General features: G+C 76.0%; 15 protein-coding genes. 13 read left to right on the top strand and 2 right to left on the bottom strand.

The genetic code is table 11. From position 1 onward, the window contains the following. Window positions 1-6 precede the first annotated feature (6 nt). Window positions 7-768 carry a PadR family transcriptional regulator gene (locus ACI8AR_RS05320; RefSeq protein ID WP_457050048.1) on the top strand — a complete coding sequence of 254 codons (762 nt, stop codon included), beginning with the start codon at window positions 7-9 and terminating at the stop codon, window positions 766-768. A gap of 327 nt (window positions 769-1,095) precedes the next feature. On the opposite strand, the gene ACI8AR_RS05315 is transcribed toward ACI8AR_RS05320, so the two are convergent. Together ACI8AR_RS05315 and ACI8AR_RS05310 are read right to left on the bottom strand one after the other, a co-directional pair. After that, a complete protein-coding gene (locus ACI8AR_RS05315; RefSeq protein WP_457050047.1) occupies window positions 1,096-1,293 on the bottom strand; it encodes a DUF1918 domain-containing protein in 198 nt (65 codons plus the stop codon). A gap of 86 nt (window positions 1,294-1,379) precedes the next feature. Next, window positions 1,380-2,258: an alpha/beta fold hydrolase gene (locus tag ACI8AR_RS05310; RefSeq protein WP_457050046.1), complete on the bottom strand. Its 879-nt coding sequence runs from the start codon at window positions 2,256-2,258 to the stop codon at window positions 1,380-1,382. 118 nt (window positions 2,259-2,376) lie between these two features. Between ACI8AR_RS05310 and ACI8AR_RS05305 the strand changes: the two genes are divergently transcribed. From ACI8AR_RS05305 to ACI8AR_RS05250, 12 genes are all read left to right on the top strand, one after another. Then, on the top strand, window positions 2,377-2,967 hold the full coding sequence (locus tag ACI8AR_RS05305; protein WP_457050045.1) for a sugar O-acetyltransferase: 591 nt from the start codon (window positions 2,377-2,379) through the stop codon (window positions 2,965-2,967). Continuing rightward, window positions 2,964-3,518 (top strand): TetR/AcrR family transcriptional regulator, encoded by a 555-nt coding sequence (locus tag ACI8AR_RS05300; RefSeq protein WP_457050044.1) that lies wholly within the window; start codon window positions 2,964-2,966, stop codon window positions 3,516-3,518. The genes ACI8AR_RS05305 and ACI8AR_RS05300 overlap by 4 nt, the downstream gene beginning before the upstream one ends. A 29-nt stretch (window positions 3,519-3,547) precedes the next feature. Further along, complete coding sequence (locus ACI8AR_RS05295) at window positions 3,548-4,747, top strand: MFS transporter (RefSeq protein WP_457050043.1); 1,200 nt, start codon at window positions 3,548-3,550, stop codon at window positions 4,745-4,747. Window positions 4,748-4,939: 192 nt separating this feature from the next. Further along, window positions 4,940-5,332, top strand: a complete 393-nt coding sequence (locus ACI8AR_RS05290; protein ID WP_457050042.1) for a hypothetical protein — start codon at window positions 4,940-4,942, stop codon at window positions 5,330-5,332. A 129-nt stretch (window positions 5,333-5,461) separates the two neighbouring features. Then, complete coding sequence (iolC, locus tag ACI8AR_RS05285) at window positions 5,462-6,463, top strand: 5-dehydro-2-deoxygluconokinase (protein WP_457050041.1); 1,002 nt, start codon at window positions 5,462-5,464, stop codon at window positions 6,461-6,463. Beyond that, complete coding sequence (locus ACI8AR_RS05280; protein WP_457050040.1) at window positions 6,456-7,391, top strand: class I fructose-bisphosphate aldolase; 936 nt, start codon at window positions 6,456-6,458, stop codon at window positions 7,389-7,391. Before iolC ends, ACI8AR_RS05280 begins: the two co-directional genes overlap by 8 nt. Beyond that, window positions 7,388-8,380 carry a 5-deoxy-glucuronate isomerase gene (gene iolB / locus ACI8AR_RS05275; protein ID WP_457050039.1) on the top strand — a complete coding sequence of 331 codons (993 nt, stop codon included), beginning with the start codon at window positions 7,388-7,390 and terminating at the stop codon, window positions 8,378-8,380. The genes ACI8AR_RS05280 and iolB overlap by 4 nt, the downstream gene beginning before the upstream one ends. Then, on the top strand, window positions 8,377-10,308 hold the full coding sequence (gene iolD, locus ACI8AR_RS05270) for a 3D-(3,5/4)-trihydroxycyclohexane-1,2-dione acylhydrolase (decyclizing) (protein WP_457050038.1): 1,932 nt from the start codon (window positions 8,377-8,379) through the stop codon (window positions 10,306-10,308). Before iolB ends, iolD begins: the two co-directional genes overlap by 4 nt. Before the next feature lie 22 nt (window positions 10,309-10,330). Next, complete coding sequence (locus tag ACI8AR_RS05265) at window positions 10,331-11,293, top strand: sugar phosphate isomerase/epimerase family protein (protein ID WP_457050037.1); 963 nt, start codon at window positions 10,331-10,333, stop codon at window positions 11,291-11,293. Next, window positions 11,290-12,363, top strand: a complete 1,074-nt coding sequence (locus tag ACI8AR_RS05260; protein ID WP_457050036.1) for a Gfo/Idh/MocA family protein — start codon at window positions 11,290-11,292, stop codon at window positions 12,361-12,363. The genes ACI8AR_RS05265 and ACI8AR_RS05260 overlap by 4 nt, the downstream gene beginning before the upstream one ends. Continuing rightward, the gene (locus ACI8AR_RS05255) at window positions 12,360-13,235 is read left to right on the top strand and encodes a sugar phosphate isomerase/epimerase family protein (RefSeq protein ID WP_457050035.1); all 876 of its coding nucleotides are present in this window, start codon (window positions 12,360-12,362) and stop codon (window positions 13,233-13,235) included. Before ACI8AR_RS05260 ends, ACI8AR_RS05255 begins: the two co-directional genes overlap by 4 nt. 27 nt (window positions 13,236-13,262) lie before the next feature. Continuing rightward, on the top strand, window positions 13,263-14,756 hold the full coding sequence (locus ACI8AR_RS05250; protein WP_457050034.1) for a CoA-acylating methylmalonate-semialdehyde dehydrogenase: 1,494 nt from the start codon (window positions 13,263-13,265) through the stop codon (window positions 14,754-14,756). The last annotated feature ends 12 nt before the right edge of the window (window positions 14,757-14,768 follow it).

The raw sequence follows: 14,768 nt of genomic DNA, 5'->3' as shown, positions 1-14,768 counted from the left end.
GCAGTCATGACCCACGACCCACGCTTCGAGGGGTGGCGGCCCGGGGGTCGCGGCCACGGACACCACTCGCACGGCCACCGGCCGCACGGGTTCGGCCCGGGCGGGCCCGGCGCCGGGGGCGCCGGCCCCTTCGGTTTCGGCTTCGGCGGTCCGGGCGGGCCCGGCGCCCGGTCCGGCCCCGGGTTCGGTCCCGGCTTCGGTCCCGGCTTCGGCCCGGGCTTCGGTCCCGGTCCCGGTCCCGGTTTCGACCCCGCGGCGGGGTGGCGGCGCCGCGGCGGCCGCGGGCGGGCCCCGCGCGGCGACGTCCGCGCCGCCGTCCTGCTACTGCTGGCCGAGCAGCCCATGCACGGCTACCAGCTCATGCAGGCGATCGCCGAGCGCAGCGGCGGCCGCTGGACACCCAGCCCCGGCGCGATCTACCCGACCCTCAGCCAGCTCGAGGACGAGGGCCTGGTGACGGTGACCGCCGACGCGGGCCGCAAGCTCGCCACGCTCACCGACGCCGGCCGCAGCGCGGTGGAGGAGCTGCGCGGCACGGGGAACGACCCGTTCGCCGGCGGCCCCGAGGGCGCACCCGCCGCCGACCTGCGCGGCCTGCTCGAGCAGCTGCACGGCGCGGTCCGGCAGGTGGTGCGCACCGGCAGCGAGGCGCAGCTCACCGCCGCGGCCGGCGTCCTCGCCGAGGCCCGCCGGGCGCTGTACCTGCTGCTCGCCGAGGGGCCCGACGGCACCCCGGACGCCGGCGCGCCGGGGACCCCGCAGGGCTGACCCGCACCGCGCGCAGCGGCCCCCGCCGCACCCGCGGCGGGGCCTCCGCGCGCCCGGAACGGGGCGGCTCCCACCGCGGCCGCCCGGCCGGGGCGTCGGGGTGTGCACAAGAGGCCGGGGCCCGCCTCGGCGTGCGGTGTAGCACTGTCCGCCCGGTCTCGGTAACAGTTGGGGATAACGGTCACCGGACGACGCGCCCGTACCCGCCCCGGCAGGGGCGCGAGGCCGCAGAAGCGGACGCGGTCCGGCGCCGTCGGACCGGAGGGGCACGCCGGATGCACCCCCACCGCTGACCCGGGGGCCGTCCCCCAGGGGACGGCCCCCGGGTCAGGTCCCGGCCGGCTCGGGGATGACCGTGCAGGTGCCCGCCGGGTAGAAGACGCCGGTGTGCCCGTCGGCGTCCCACTGGACGACGTACGGCGGCGCCCCGCCCTGCCCGCGGACCTCGAGCACCCGTCCCGTGCGGTCCGGCTCCCCCTGGTGGGTCGAGCGGACGACGATCCTGTCCCCCACGCGCGCTTCCACGGCGACCTCCCGGCGGTGGCTGGCCCTGTTCGCTGCTCGTCCTGGCGGGTCCAGCCTCCCGCTGCCGCCGGGGCGGGACAAGGCCCTCAGGCCGCCCCGTCGAGCACCGCGCGCAGCCGGGCCGCGAACGCCTCGGGTTCCCCGGTCTCGCCGTACTCGCCGCCGAGGAAGCCGGCGTGCCCGCTGGGGAAGACGACCGGCTCGGTCCCCAGCGCCGCGGCCACGCCCAGGCCGCCGCGGTGCGCGATCTCCCCCTCGGACCCGGCGCCGACGGCGACCACGACCCGGGTGGGCGCGGCCCGCAGCGCGGCGACGTCGTGCTCGTGGTGGGTGCAGGTGATCAGGTTCTGGCCGAGCAGGACGTCGTCGCGCGAGCCGTCGTCCCCGGTGGGCAGGCCGAACAGGGCGGGGTCGGGTGCGGGACCGGTGAGCTCGGGCGTCACCGGGCCGCGGTGGGCGACCAGCCGGATGAAGGCCGCCATGCCGGCGCCGAAGCCGGACCGCCGGTAGGCCTCCCCGACGGCGTGGGTGGCGACCGAGGCCTCCGCGGCGTCGGGCAGGTAGGGCACCGACGGCGGCTCGTGCGCGACGAGCGTGCGCACCTGCTCCGGGTGGCGGGCGACGAGGGTGAGCGCGTTCACCGCCCCGCCGCTGCTGGCGAAGACGTCGACCGGGCCGCCGCCGACCGCGGCGACGACGCGCGACAGGTCGTCGGCGTGCTCCTCGGGCGTGCTCGTGGCGGCGCCGTCGGTGCGCCGGCTGCGCTCGGAGCCGCGTGGGTCGTAGGTGACCACCGTCCGGTCGGCGAAGTACCCGGCCAGCGTGCCGAACCCGGCCGCGCCCATGGGCGAGCCGACGAGCAGCAGCACCGGCGCGCCGGCCGGACCGGGACGGACGTCGTAGGTGAGGACGGCGCCGGGCACCTCGAGGGTGCGCGTCTCGAGCGCGGGGGCGGTGCTGGTCATCTCGGGCCTCCCGGGGAGAGTGGGGTCGACGGGTGGACCGCCGCGGCGGGCCGGAGTCATCGGTGCGCCGCCCGTTCGATGCGTACGGGTGTCCGCATGGATGTGTACGCTCGTCCGCATGACCTCGCCGCCCGCCCCGGACGACACCCGCACCATGCGCGAGCGGATGCTCGCCGGCGACCTCTACGTCGCGGACGACCCGGAGCTCGCCGAGGCCAACGCCGCGGCGCTCGACCTGGTGGCGGTCTACAACGCCACCTCGGCCCGCCAGCGGTCACTGCGCCGCGAGCTGCTCGGGCGGCTGCTCGGCGCGGTCGGTGAGGGCACCGAGATCCGCCCGCCGCTGTACGTCGACTACGGCAGCAACCTCCGCGTCGGGGCCCGCTGCTTCGCCAACTTCGGGCTGGTCGCCCTCGACGTCGCGGCGATCACCATCGGCGACGACGTGCAGATCGGCCCGAACGTCCAGCTGCTCACCCCCACCCACCCGGTCGAGCCCGGGCCGCGGCGGGACAAGTGGGAGGCCGCGGAGCCGATCACCGTCGGGGACAACGTGTGGCTCGGCGGCGGGGTGGTCGTGCTGCCCGGCGTGACCATCGGTGCCGACACCGTCGTCGGCGCCGGCTCGGTGGTGACGCGCGACCTGCCGGCCGGCGTGGTCGCCGTCGGCAACCCGGCCCGGGTGGTCCGCGAGCTGGACCGGGGGTGACCGCCCCCGCCCGGCGGCCGCGGCGGCACGATCCCGGCCGCCGCGACCGGCTGGTGGCCACGGCGCTGGACGTCATCGCCGACGCCGGCGTCACCGGCGCCACGCACCGGGCCATCGCCCGCGCCGCCGACGTGCCGCTGGGGTCGACGACGTACCACTTCGCGAGCCTGGACGAGCTGCACGCCGCGGCGTTCACCCGGCACGTCGAGGAGGTGGCGACCCGGCTCGACGCGCGGATGCGCGCCGCGCCCGACCGGGCCGCGGCCCTGGACGCGCTGGTCGAGCACCTCACCGGCGACCTCCTGGGCTCCGGCCGGGACCTGGTGCTCGCCGTCGAGCTCTACGTCGCCGCCGCCCGCCGGCCGGCGCTGCGCGCGGTCACCCAGGACTGGATGCAGCGCAGCCGGGCGAGCCTGGAGCGCCACTTCGACCCGGTCACCGCCCGCGAGCTCGACGCCCTGGTCGAGGGGCTGGTGCTGCACAGCGCCCTGTCCACCGACCCGATGGACCGGGCCCAGATCCGGGCCGCCATCCTCCGCTTCGCCGCCTGACCCCTCCCGCCCCTCCAGACAGGACGCCCGTGTCGGACACCCTCCCGGTTCCCGCCCCGCCCCGGCTGCGCGCCGCCCGGGCCGCCGTCGCCGCCTGCTTCTTCGTCAACGCGGTGCTCTACGCCGACCTGGTGCCGCGGTTGCCCGAGGTCAAGGACCGGCTGGGCGTCTCCAACGCCGAGCTCGGCGCGGCGCTGGCCGCCCTGCCGCTCGGCGCGCTGGTGTCCGCGCTGGCGTCGGCCGCGCTCATGCGCCGGTTCGGCTCGGCGCGGGTGGCCTCCTGGGGCCTGGTGGCGCTGGCCGCCGCCGTCTGGGGCGCCGCCGTCGCGCCGTCGTGGTGGCTGTTCGCCGGGGCGCTGTTCGTCGCCGGCGCGCTGGACGCCGTCGTCGACGTGGCGCAGAACGCGCACGGGCTGCGGGTGCAGCGGGCCTACGACCGGTCGATCCTCAACGCCTTCCACGGCCTCTGGAGCATCGGCGCGGTGGCGGGCGGGCTGCTGGGCTCCGCCGCGGCGGGCCTGCGCGTCCCGCTCGGGTGGCACCTGGGCGTGGTCGCGGCCGTCTTCGCCGTCGTCGCGCTGGTGGCGCACCGGTCGATGCTGCCGGGCCCGGACCGGGAGGAGGTGCCCGACGACGCCGTGCCCGCCGGCGGGCGGGGGACGGTGCGGGCGGTCGCGCTGCCGCTGGCCGCGCTCGGCGTGCTCGCCGCGTGCGGGGCGTTCGTCGAGGACGCCGGCTCCTCGTGGAGCGCACTGTGGCTGCGCACCGAGGTCGGGACGGGCGCGGCGGCCGCGGGGCTGGGGTTCGTCGCGCTGTCGCTGGCGATGACCGTCGGCCGGCTGACCGGCGACCGCGTCGTCGACCGGTTCGGGCAGCGCCGGGTGGCCCGCGTCGGCGGCGCGATGGTGGCCGCGGGCACGGGCCTGGCGCTGGCGGTGCCGTCGCTGGCGACGACGCTGGTCGGGTTCGCGCTGGCCGGGCTGGGCGTCGCCACCCTGGTGCCGGCCGTCTACGCCGCCGCCGACGACCTGCCCGGGCTGCGGCACGGCGTGGGGCTGACGCTGGTCAACTGGCTGCTGCGGATCGGCTTCCTGGTGTCCCCGCCGCTGGTCGGCGCGCTCGCCGACGCGACGAGCCTGCGGGTCGGGCTGCTGACCGTCGTCGTCGCCGGGGTGGCCACGGTGGTGTGCGGCCGGGTGCTGAAGGCCTCGGTGACCCGCGCGACCTGAGGGCCGGCATCCGGTGGTGCACGACCGGCCTGTCCGGAGCCGGGCCAGGGAGCGGTGCTCGGAACCTGGCCCGGTGCCCGGCGGAGGAGTCCCCCTCTACTCGGCCGCGGCAGAGCGTGTGCCCACCCAGGGTGCACTCCCCGTGCACGGTCCGCATCCCGGAGTGTCGGTGGCGGGGGTCAGGATCGGCCGGTGACCGCCTTCTTCCTCCCCCGCGCCACCGACGACGACCAGGCCGAGCGGCTCTACGAGGCCCTCGCCGAGTTCGCCGGCTGCGCGCCCGCGCCGCCGGGGGCGCGGGTCCGCTCGGTCGCCTTCGACCAGGACGGCGCCCGGTGGGTCGCCGAGGTGGGCCGCGAGCTGCGCGGGCGGCGGACGACGCGGCTGCTGCGCCGCGGGGAGTGGCTCGAGCACACCGAGGAGCTCACCGACCCCGCCCGCGTGCTCGCCGTCTACCCGGGCACCTCCCCCGCGGCGCCCCACCACGTGGTCACCGACGCGCAGCCGATCACCGGCACCGCCTCGGGGTGGGCCAACCCGTTCGAGGTCACGCCCGGCGAGGTGGTCCTGTTCGACCCCCGCTGAGCCGGGGTGGCGCCGCTCCGCAGCGTTCACGACAAGATGTCGCTATGTCCTGACAAAGCCTTGACGTCGTGAGGTGTCCCGGCGCACAGTCGGGTCCCACGGGGCACGACGCACAGGACGGAGCGGACCGTGGACGACACCCCCGACGCGCAGGCGCTGGACGTCGTGGTCATGGGGCGCAGCGGCGTCGACGTCTATCCCCTGCAGGTCGGGGTGGGCCTCGAGGACGTCGAGAGCTTCGGCAAGTACCTGGGCGGCAGCGCGGCCAACGTCGCCGTCGCCGCGGCCCGGCTCGGGCACTCCCCGGCGCTGGTCACCGGCGTCGGCGACGACCCCTTCGGCCGCTTCGTGCGCCGGGCGCTGCGCGAGCTGGGGGTGGACGACCGGTTCGTCGTGGTCGACCCCGACCACCCGACGCCGGTCACCTTCTGCGAGGTCTTCCCGCCCGACGACTTCCCGCTGTACTTCTACCGCCGCCCCACCGCGCCGGACCTGCAGCTGCGTCCCGGGGACCTGGACCTCGACGCGGTCCGCGCCGCGCAGCTGTTCTGGGCCACGGTCACCGGGCTGTCGGAGGAGCCGAGCCGCTCGGCGCACCACGCCGCCTGGGAGGCCCGGGGCCGCCGCCGGCACACCGTGCTCGACCTCGACTACCGGCCGGTGTTCTGGTCCTCCCGGGAGGAGGCCGCCGGGCAGGTCCGCGCCGCCCTCCCCCACGTCACGGTCGCCGTCGGCAACCGGGAGGAGTGCGAGGTCGCGACCGGCGAGACCGACCCCGACCGGGCCGCCGACGCGCTCCTGGCCGCCGGGGTCGAGCTGGCCGTGGTCAAGCAGGGGTCGGCGGGCGTGCTCGGCAGGACGCGTACCGAGCGCGTCGTGGTCCCGCCCACCCCGGTCGACGTCGTCAACGGCCTCGGCGCCGGCGACGCCTTCGGCGGCTCCCTCGTCCACGGGCTCCTGACCGGCCTTCCGCTGGAGCAGCTGCTGCGCGAGGCCAACGCCGCCGGCGCGATCGTCGCCTCGCGGCTGGAGTGCTCGACCGCGATGCCCACGGCCGCCGAGGTGGCCGCGCACCTCGCCGCCCACCGCTCGCCCGTCCCCACCCCCCGACTGGAGGGCACCCGTGTCTGACACCGCCCTGGTCCCCGACGTCGGGACGCCCCCGCCGCTGTGCACCACCTACGCCGAGGTCACCGAGCTGCGCAGCCGCACCCCGCAGGCGATCGGCCGGGCCCTGGCCACCCGCCGCCGGCGGCCCGCCTTCCTCCCCGACGACGGGCGGCTGATGCTCGTCGCCGCCGACCACCCCGCCCGCGGGGCGCTGTCGGCGCAGGGCCGGCCCACCGCGATGCACAGCCGCACCGAGATGCTCGACCGGCTGCGCGCAGCGCTGGCCCGCCCCGGCGTCGACGGGCTGCTGGCCACCGCCGACGTCGCCGAGGACCTGCTGCTGCTCGGCGCGCTGGAGGACAAGGTCGTCGTCGCGTCGATGAACCGGGGCGGCCTGGCCGGCTCGGTGTTCGAGATGGACGACCGGATGACCGGCTACGACGTGCAGGGCGTCGTCGACGCCCGGTTCGACGCGGCCAAGATGCTCAACCGCTTCGACCTCGACGACCCGGCCACGGTCGTGTCGATGGAGGCGGCCGGCCGCGCGGTGACCGACCTGGCGCGGGCCGGGCTGGTGGCGGTGCTCGAGCCGTTCCTGTCCCGGCGGGTCGACGGGCGGGTGGTCAACGACCTGTCCACCGACGCGGTCGTCAAGAGCGTGCACGTCGCCCAGGGCCTGGGCGCCACCTCCGCCTACACCTGGCTCAAGCTGCCGGTGGTCGCGGAGATGGAGCGGGTCGCGGACGCGACGACGCTGCCGACCCTGCTGCTCGGCGGCGACCCCTCCCGCCGGCCCGAGGAGACCTACGCCCAGTGGCGCGACGCGCTCGCGCTGCCCCCGGTGCGCGGGCTGGTGGTCGGCCGGACGCTGCTCTACCCGCCCGACGACGACGTCGAGGCCGCGGTGGACACCGCCGTCGCGCTCGTCCACGGAGGGAGCCGGCCGTGACCGCCACCACCCCCAGGGCCCCTGCACCCAGGCCCCCCGCGCCCAGGACCACCACACCCAGGAACACCGCACCCAGGAACACCGCGCCCGACACCCGGTCCCTGCACCTGCCCGCCGGGACGGCCGCCACCGGCCCCTACGCCCTCGAGGTCACCCCCGAGTCGGCCGGCTGGGGCCACTCCGGCCTGCGCGTGCTCGAGCTGCCCGCCGGGGGCCGGCACGTCCTCGACACCGGCCCCGACGAGGTCGTCGTCGTCCCGCTGGAGGGCGGGGTGACCGTCGCCTGCGACGGGGAGGTGCTGACCCTCACCGGCCGCAGCTGCGTCTTCGCCGGGCCGACCGACTTCGCCTACCTGCCCCTCGGGGCCACCGCCGAGCTGTCCAGCCGCAACGGCGGGCGGTTCGCGCTGTGCAGCGCCCGGGCGCGCCGCCGGCTCCCCGTCCGGTACGGCCCGGCCGCCGGCGTCCCGGTCGAGCTGCGCGGCGCGGGACGGTCCAGCCGGCAGGTGCACAACTTCGCCACCGCGGGGGTGTTCGAGGCCGACTCGGTGATCGCCTGCGAGGTGCTCACCCCGGGCGGCAACTGGTCGAGCTGGCCGCCGCACAAGCACGACGAGACCTCCGCCGAGGAGAGCGAGCTGGAGGAGGTCTACTACTTCGAGGTCGCCTCCGGCCCGGAGGGGCAGCCGGGCCTGGCCTACCACCGCGTGTACGGCACCGCCGAGCGGCCGATCGACGTGCTCGCCGAGGTCCGCGACCGCGACGTCGTCCTCGTGCCGCACGGCTGGCACGGCCCCTCGATCGCCGCCCCCGGGCACGACCTCTACTACCTCAACGTCATGGCCGGCCCCGGCCCCGAGCGGGCGTGGCGGATCGTCGACGACCCCGCGCACGCCTGGGTCCGCGGCACGTGGGCCGGCGAGGACGTCGACCCGCGGCTGCCGCTGCCCACCCCCCGTCCCGACCAGGAGGGAGCGTCCCCGTCGTGAGCCAGACCCCGCCGCAGCCCCGTCCCGGGACCGCCCGGATGACCGTCGCCCAGGCGGTCGTGCGGTTCCTCGCCCAGCAGTCCACCGAGCGCGACGGGCAACGGCAGCGGCTGTTCGCCGGCTGCCTGGGCATCTTCGGCCACGGCAACGTCGCCGGCCTCGGCCAGGCCCTGCTGCAGGCCGAGGTCGACACCCCGGGGGCGCTGCCCTACGTGCTCGGCCGCAACGAGCAGGCGATGGTGCACACCGCGGTCGCCTACGCCCGCGCGAAGGACCGGCTGCAGACCTGGGCGGTCTCCCCCAGCGTGGGCCCCGGCTCGACCAACATGCTCACCGGCGCCGCGCTGGCGACGATCAACCGGCTGCCGGTGCTGCTGCTGCCGGCCGACACGTTCGCCACCCGCGCGGCCGGCCCGCTGCTGCAGGAGCTCGAGCGCCCCGACAGCGGCGACGTCACGGTCAACGACGCGTTCCGCCCGGTGTCGCGGTACTTCGACCGCATCTGGCGGCCCGAGCAGCTGCCCGGCGCGCTGCTCGGCGCGATGCGGGTGCTCACCGACCCGGCCGAGACCGGCGCGGTCACCCTCTGCTTCCCGCAGGACGTGCAGGCCGAGGCCTTCGACTGGCCGGTGGAGCTGTTCGCCCCGCGCACCTGGCACGTGGGCCGGCCGGTGCCCGAGCGTGCCGCGCTGCAGCGCGCCGTCGAGGTCGTCCGCTCCGCCCGGCGACCGCTGGTCGTCGCCGGCGGGGGCGTCATCTACTCCTCCGCCACCGGGGCGCTGGACGCCTTCGCCACCGCCACCGGCATCCCGGTCGCGCAGACCCAGGCCGGCAAGGGCGCGCTGCCCTTCGACCACCCGCAGTCGGTCGGCGCCATCGGCTCCACCGGCACCACCGCCGCCAACGCGCTGGCCCGCGAGGCCGACGTCGTCATCGGCATCGGCACCCGGTACCAGGACTTCACCACCGCCTCCCGCACCGCGTTCGCCGACCCCGGCGTGCGCTTCGTCAACGTCAACGTCGCGGGGATGGACGCCGCCAAGCACGCCGGCGTCACCGTGCAGGCCGACGCCCGCGAGGCGCTCACCGCGCTCGGCGAGGCACTTTCCGGCTGGTCGGTCGACGACGCCTACCGGGCCCGCACCGCCGAGCTCGCCGCCGCGTGGGAGGCGACCGTCGAGGCGGCGTACCACCCGGCGGTCCCCAGCGCCGGCGAGGGCGGCCGGCTCACCCAGAACGAGGTCATCGGGATCGTCAACGAGGTGTCCGCGCCGCGCGACGTGGTGGTGTGCGCCGCCGGCTCCATGCCCGGGGACCTGCACAAGATGTGGCGGGTCCGGGACCCGAAGGGCTACCACGTCGAGTACGGCTACTCGTGCATGGGCTACGAGATCCCCGGCGGCATCGGCATCCGGATGGCCAGCCCCGACCGCGACGTCTTCGTGATGGTCGGCGACGGCTCCTACCTGATGATGCCGACCGAGCTGGTCACCGCCGTGCAGGAGGGCGTCAAGATCGTCGTCGTCCTGGTGCAGAACCACGGCTTCGCCTCGATCGGCGCCCTGTCGGAGTCCCTCGGGTCCCAGCGGTTCGGCACCCGGTACCGCTACCGGTCGGACTCGGGCCGGCTCGACGGCGGGGTGCTGCCGGTCGACCTGGCCGCCAACGCCGCCAGCCTCGGCGTCGACGTCCTCTCCGCCCAGGACGGCCCGAGCCTCGAGGCCGCCCTCCGCAAGGCCAAGGCGAGCGACCGGACGACGGTCGTGCACGTCGAGACCGACCCGCTGGTCGACGCCCCCTCCAGCGAGTCGTGGTGGGACGTGCCGGTCAGCGAGGTCGCCACGCTCGAGAGCACCCGGCGCGCCCGCGCCGTCTACGAGGGCCGGAAGGCGCGCCAGCGGTCCCACCTCGTCCCCGCCCAGCCCTGACCCCGAGACCGGAGGAGACCCGATGACACAGCAGCACGGCGGCGCGCGGATCCGGGTGGGCTCGGCCCCCGACTCCTGGGGCGTGTGGTTCCCCGACGACCCCGACCAGGTGCCCTGGCAGCAGTTCCTCGACGAGGTCAGCGCCTGCGGCTTCGAGTGGATCGAGCTCGGCCCCTACGGCTACCTGCCCACCGACCCCGCGCGGCTGTCCGACGAGCTCTCCGCCCGCGGCCTGCGGGTGTCGGCCGGCACCGTCTTCGAGCACCTGCACCGGCCCGGCTCCTGGGACGCGGTGTGGAGCCAGGTGCGCGACGTCGCCGCGCTGACGAAGGCACTGGGCGGCACGCACGTCGTCGTCATCCCGGACACCTTCCGGGACCAGAAGACCGGCGCCGACGTCGAGTCGCGGCACCTCACCCCCGAGCAGTGGACGGCGAAGACGACCGGCGTGACCCGGCTCGGGAGGGCGGTGCAGGAGGAGTACGGCCTGTCGATCGCCTTCCACCCGCACGCGGAGACCCACGTCGGCTGGCAGCGGGACATCGAGCGGTTCCTCGCCGACACCGACCCGCGGTACGTGCCGCTGTGCCTGGACACCGGGCACGTCAGCTACTACCGCGGGGACAACCTCGGGCTGATCGAGACGTACCCGGACCGGATCGGCTACCTGCACCTCAAGCAGGTCGACCCGGCCGTCGTCGACGAGGTGCTCGCGAAGGACATCGACTGGCCGCAGGCGGTCCGGATGGGCGCGATGACCGAGCCCCCGAACGGCGTCCCGGCCTACCCGCCGCTGTTCGAGGCGATCGAGCGGCACGGGCTGGACGTGTTCGCGATCGTCGAGCACGACCTGTACCCCTGCCCGCCGGACGTGCCGCTGCCGATCGCGCGGCGCACCCACCGCTACATCGGCAGCTGCGGGTCCCCGTCGCTGCGGATCGGCGCCCCGAAGGCCCCCGCCGCCGGATCGGAGGCCCGGGCGTGACCACCGCCGAGACCCGCGCCGGGGCGCTCCCGGAGCTCGCCGACGTCCCCGCCCGCGACCTGCGGGTCGCCGTCCTCGGCGTCGGGATGATGGGCGCCGACCACGTCGCCCGGCTGCACAGCCGCATCTCCGGCGCCACGGTGGCCGCGGTCAGCGACGCGTTCCCGGAGAAGGCGGAGCAGGTGGCCGGCACGGTGCCCGGCTGCCGGGTGGTCGGCGACCCGCTGGCCGCCGTCGCCGACGACGACGTCGACGCCGTCCTCGTCGCCACCCCCGGCCAGTTCCACGAGGAGCAGGTGCTCGCCTGCATCGAGCACGGCAAGCCGGTGCTGTGCGAGAAGCCGCTCACCATGGACGCCGGGAGCTCGCTGGCCGTCGTCCGGGCGGAGGACGCGTACACCGCCCGCACCGGCCGGCGGCTGGTGCAGGTCGGCTTCATGCGCCGGTTCGACCCCGAGTACGCCGAGCTCGAGGCGCTGGTCCGCTCCGGCGCGCTCGGCGAGCCGCTGGTGGTGCACTGCGCGCACCGCAACGCGGCCGTCCCGCCGCACTTCACCAGCGAGATGATGGTCAACGACTCGGTGGTGCACGAGGTCGACGTCGCGCGGTTCCTGCTCGCCGAGGAGATCGCCGCGGTCACCGTGCTGCGGCCGCGGGCCACCCGGCACGCCGTCCCGGGCCAGTCCGACCCGCTGCTGGTGCTGCTGGAGACCACCGGCGGCCGGCTGGTCGACGTCGAGTGCTTCGTCAGCACCGGCGTCGGCTACGAGGTGCGCACCGAGGTGGTCGGCGAGGACGGCAGCGCCCTGATCGGCCTCGACCTCGGCCTGGTGCGGCAGCGCGGCGGGCCGGCGGGCGCCACCCGGTCGACCGGGGTGGCGCCGGACTTCCGGCAGCGGTTCGGCCGGGCCTACGACATCGAGGTGCAGCGGTGGGCCGACGCCGCCCGCCGCGGCGACGTCGACGGCCCCGGCGCGTGGGACGGCTACGCCGCCCAGGCGGTGTGCGCCGCGGGGGTGGAGGCGCTGCGCACGGGGCGGCGCACCGAGGTCCGGCTGGAGGCGCGGTGAGGATCGCCCTGGACCCGCAGATGCTGCGGACCACCCCGCTGCTGGAGCTGCCCGACGTCGTGGCCGCGATGGGCTACGAGTGGATGGAGCTGTCCCCCCGCGAGGACTTCGTCCCGTTCTTCAAGCACCCCCGCGTCGACCTCGCCACCGTGCGGGCGTTCCGGTCGCGGCTGGCCGACGCCGGCGTCGGCGTCACCTCGGTGCTGCCGGTCATGCGCTGGTCGGGCCCGGGCGAGGTCGAGCGGCAGGCCGCCGTCCGGTACTGGAAGCGGGCGGTCGAGATCACCGTCGAGCTCGGGGTGGACACGGTGAACTCCGAGTTCAACGGCCGGCCCGAGGCGCCGGAGCTCGCCGAGGCGATGTTCTGGCGGTCGATGGAGGAGCTGCTGCCGGTCCTCGAGCGGGAGGGCGTCCGGCTCGCCCTCGAGCCGCACCCCGACGACTTCATCGAGCTCGGCCACCCGGCGGTCGACATGGTCCGCGCCATCGACTCGCCGTGCGTGTCGTTCCTCTACTGCACGCCGCACACCTTCCACCAGGGCGACGACGCGGCCGGGATCGTCGCGCACGCCGGCGACCTGCTCACCCACGTGCACGTCGCCGACTCGATGGACCACCGCGCCTCCGACGGGCTGCGCTACATCACCAACCCGCCGGGCAACACCACCCGCGTCCACCAGCACATGGAGATCGGGCGCGGCGACGTCGACTTCGACGCGGCCTTCGCCGCGCTGGCCGGGATCGGCTTCGACGGCGTCCTCACCACCTGCGTCTTCGGGTGGGACGACCAGGCCCGCGAGTCCGGCACCCGGATGCTCGCGGCGATCCGCGAGCTGGTCACCAAGCACTTCCCCGACGGCACCCTCCCCTGAGGGGCCCTCCTTCGAGGAGCAGAGACCATGCCCACGCACATCCCCCACTGGATCGACGGCGCCCGCCGCGACGGGACCAGCGGCCGCACCGGCGAGGTGACCGACTCCGCCACCGGCGAGGTCACCGGCGCGGTCGCCCTGGCCTCGGTCGAGGAGGTCGACGCCGCCGTCGCCGCGGCGGCCGCCGCCTTCCCCGCCTGGCGGGACACCTCGCTGGCCAAGCGGACCGCGGTGCTGTTCCGCTTCCGCGAGCTGCTCAACGCCCGCAAGCCCGAGCTCGCCGCGATCATCACCGCCGAGCACGGCAAGGTCCTCGACGACGCCCTCGGCGAGGTGTCCCGCGGCCAGGAGGTCGTCGAGTACGCCTGCGGCGTGCCCTCGCTGGTCCGCGGCGGGTTCACCGAGAGCGCCTCGACCGACGTCGACGTGCACTCCGTCCGCCAGCCGCTCGGCCCGGTCGCGGTGATCAGCCCGTTCAACTTCCCGGCGATGGTCCCGATGTGGTTCTTCCCCATCGCGATCGCCACCGGCAACACCGTCGTCCTCAAGCCCAGCGAGCAGGACCCCTCCGCGGCGATCTGGATGGCCGAGCTGTGGAAGGAGGCCGGCCTGCCCGACGGCGTGTTCAACGTCGCCCAGGGCGACAAGGTCGCCGTCGACCGGCTGCTCGAGCACCCCGACGTCAAGGCGGTGTCCTTCGTCGGGTCGACGCCCATCGCCCGGTACGTCTACGAGACCGGGACCCGGCACGGCAAGCGCGTGCAGGCCCTCGGCGGCGCGAAGAACCACATGGTCGTGCTGCCCGACGCCGACCTCGACCTCGCCGCCGACCAGGCGGTGAACTCCGGCTTCGGCTCCGCCGGCGAGCGGTGCATGGCGATCAGCGCCGTGCTCGCCGTCGGCGGGGTCGGCGACGACCTGGTGGCCCGGATCGCCGAGCGCACCCGCACACTGCGGACCGGGGACGGCCGCAAGGGCTGCGACATGGGCCCGCTGATCAGCAGGCGGCACCGCGACCGCGTCGAGTCCTACGTCGCGGCCGGCGAGCGGGAGGGCGCGAAGGTCGTCGTCGACGGCCGGCAGGTGCAGCCCGACGGCGCCGAGGAGGGCTTCTGGCTCGGGCCGACGCTGGTCGACCACGTCGAGCCGCACATGAGCGTCTACACCGACGAGATCTTCGGGCCGGTGCTGTCGGTGCTGCGGGTGGACAGCTACGAGCACGCCGTCGAGCTGGTCAACCGCAACGAGTACGGCAACGGGACGGCGATCTTCACCAACGACGGCGGGGCGGCCCGGCGGTTCCAGCACGAGGTGGAGGTGGGGATGATCGGCATCAACGTGCCGATCCCGGTGCCGATGGCCTACTACTCCTTCGGCGGGTGGAAGAACAGCCTGTTCGGCGACTCCCACGCCCACGGCGCCGAGGGCGTGCACTTCTACACCCGCGGCAAGGTCATCACCTCCCGCTGGCTGGACCCCAGCCACGGCGGCCTGAACCTGGGCTTCCCGCAGAACGCCTGAGCGGGCGCCCGG

Source organism: Geodermatophilus sp. SYSU D01036, assembly GCF_054050435.1.
This window is presented reverse-complemented; position numbering and strand designations above follow the sequence as displayed.

What these genes read in the sequence shown, in the direction of transcription:
- ACI8AR_RS05320 (WP_457050048.1), top strand. Translation starts at nt 7, where the DNA reads ATGACCCACGACCCACGCTTCGAGGGGTGGCGGCCCGGGGGTCGCGGC.
- ACI8AR_RS05250 (WP_457050034.1), top strand. Translation starts at nt 13,263, where the DNA reads ATGCCCACGCACATCCCCCACTGGATCGACGGCGCCCGCCGCGACGGG.
- ACI8AR_RS05265 (WP_457050037.1), top strand. Translation starts at nt 10,331, where the DNA reads ATGACACAGCAGCACGGCGGCGCGCGGATCCGGGTGGGCTCGGCCCCC.
- ACI8AR_RS05305 (WP_457050045.1), top strand. Translation starts at nt 2,377, where the DNA reads ATGACCTCGCCGCCCGCCCCGGACGACACCCGCACCATGCGCGAGCGG.
- ACI8AR_RS05310 (WP_457050046.1), bottom strand. Translation starts at nt 2,258, where the DNA reads ATGACCAGCACCGCCCCCGCGCTCGAGACGCGCACCCTCGAGGTGCCC.